Source organism: Sporosarcina sp. SAFN-010 (genome assembly GCF_059415065.1).
This window is the reverse complement of the sequence record NZ_JBPFDS010000039.1, coordinates 1-2,656: the sequence shown is the minus strand read 5'-3', so window position 1 is coordinate 2,656 and position 2,656 is coordinate 1. Positions and strand designations below refer to the sequence as shown.

At 39.7% G+C, this 2,656-nt stretch carries 1 protein-coding gene; it reads right to left on the bottom strand.

The features are described from left to right. Window positions 1-143: 143 nt before the first annotated feature. Window positions 144-1,940, bottom strand: coding sequence for a group II intron reverse transcriptase/maturase (gene ltrA / locus ACR65F_RS18120; RefSeq protein ID WP_440505354.1), 1,797 nt, complete (start codon window positions 1,938-1,940; stop codon window positions 144-146). Window positions 1,941-2,656: the final 716 nt, after the last annotated feature.

Genomic DNA, 2,656 nt, shown 5'->3' with positions numbered 1-2,656 from the left:
AATCGTTGGCAATAGGTAAGCATTTGATGTTATCTCCAGCTTTTCCCCTGCTCCACACCGAACGTGCTAGTTTCCCAGCATTCGGCGCTCCATCTAACGATGGGTACTAAATTATAAGTTCTTCGTTCCATTTTGACGTGAGATTATACTACCGTTTCAAGCCCACATTCCATTCGGTATTGGTTTAGTTTCTTAATCATTGAAGAAGTAAAACCAAACTTCCGTATTTCTGATGTGATAATTTCTGTATCTTTACGATGGACTAGCCGATGGATATCTTCATGAAGAATACGGAGATTTCTAAATTCATCCGTTCCACCTAAATGTTTAGGCACGTAGTGATGGCAGTGAACTTCACTAGCTGTTAAATCCCAACCGGTGAGTTCGCATTTCCCCATCTTCATACTGAAACGACTAATACGATTATCCATATATTCAACCGTCCGGTTGGGAAGAAATGACTTCATTAAATTACTAATTCCCAAGCCTACATCAGGCTTTATCTTATCGTAAATTGTCATTCTGCCTTCCTCCGTGAAAAGGGACAGTGTTGGACTAAAATTCATTGTGTTTACTGTCCGTACATCCGCAAGCGGAAACAGATGGACCCCTGCAATCTCAAACGTTTTAGGTCTTGAGCTGTAGAACTTTTTATAAGTCGTACTAGGATTGATTGGGCGTCCGTATTTTCCTACAGGACGAAGGCGATTATACAGAAAGGCTTTTAAATCGTAGGCAAGACGTGAGAATTCTAGATTGACATGTGTAGCTCCGTTAAAATAATTGTGAATACCTAAAACAAAACTATTAAAACGTAAAACATTTTGAGTGGTTGGGGAGGCTTTTATCCGTAAGATATGAACTTTAGCTTGTTCTTTGAGTTTCTCCCTCTTTTTACGTTTAATGCCCGTATGGGCAACTCTCTTATTTCTTTTCTTGTTTGCTTTTATTGTGAAACCTAAGAATTCAGACTTTCTTTTCCGCAAATTCACAATTTGTGACTTCTCTGGTGAAATATCTAGTTTTAATCGCTCTTTGAGATACAATTTTACTGCGTGATACCATCTTTGAGCTGTCTTTCCATCACGACAGAGAATTTTAAAATCATCTGCATAGCGTACGAGGTACCCTTCTTTAAGAGCTGTACGTTTCTTAGCAAACCTTTCGCTATCTTTTGATTTATAATCTTTTTTGAGAGGAAAGAACTCCCACTGACCTGCAACCCATTGGTCAAGGTCGTTGAGCACCACGTTCGATAGTAGAGTCGATAAAATTCCGCCTTGAGGAACACCTTTAGATGGAATCCCTTCTTTATCAATCTCAGCTTTCAACATTCTGGAGATACAAGCCAATACTTTTCTATCCTGAATGCCTAAGTTCCATAATTGTTTGATAAGAAGTGTATGATTTACATTATCGAAAAACCCTTTGATGTCAACATCCACTACGTAATGCAAATGAGCCTGATTGATGAGAAATTGTACTCTGGCCATGGCATGACGAGTAGACCTTAACGGTCTAAACCCATAGCTGTGTTTGTAGAAATGAGCTTCAGCAATTGGCTCAAGGACTTGTTTAAAACACTGTTGAATAATGCGGTCAAGCATACATGGAATTCCAAGAGGTCTAAATTGACCATTATCTTTTTTAATCCATTTTCTTCTAACTTTCTTAGGTTGGTAATTCTCCAATTTTGTTTGAATGGTTTTCACTAATTCACTTTCCGAAAGCTCTTTGATATCTTTGATGGTTTTTCCATCAGTACCAGGGGTCTTAGACCCTTTATTGGATTTAATCGTACGATAAGCCAGAAGGATGTTTTCTCTAGAGATGATAATCTCGTAGAGACGACTGAACGTATCCTGTTGACTAGCTCTTTCATATAAATCCGTGAAAATTCCCGTCATATTGTAGTAATCCCAATATCTCAAAGTTGACACTGTGGCATCCCTCCAATTGAGTGATGTTCCCACATTCCTACCCGATCGGTGTCATTCACGTGAAGAAAATAATCGTTCTCATTCGGTAGACTTGGGGCTGTTCCTCCACTTCTATTACAGAAGCTTCATTAGTCGTACCCCTACCTTCACAAAAGTAAATGCGTTTCAGTTGTTACCTTATCGCAAACGTTTCGGATGACAGTCCTCGTTTCAACGTCTCTTGCTTCCCAAGTACCTTACAACTTAGCTTTTAATACTAGACGTAGGTGCTTCTTTTAAGCCTGTGAGCTTGATACTGCCTTTGTTCAGTATAATGTATTTCAGAGGGCCAAATTTTACTTTACATCACTCACCCCATCGTTGGATGGGACATAGCTTTCACTATGTTCAAACTGTAGACCCTTTAATTCAGAAGTTCGTCAGTTCCTTCAGGGGGGAACATGCTCACCCTATCTAGTTTTTCAGCCATCCGGCATATCAGTTAGCATACCTTTTCTAAAGAATAGCTCCAGCCTTCCTTCTGCCGACTCTACCTGTGCTTCGAACCTCATGAACTGTCACTCATAACGCACGCAGGAGTCTTGATGGAATAGTTTTGGAAAACATGGTTTCGTCATTCCTATTCTTCGTTGTAGAGTTGAAATTCACATGATGAATTTCCTGTGTTTTCATGCCAAAGGCATTTATCACAGAACTTGTCGCGCTGGCCCGTTTGC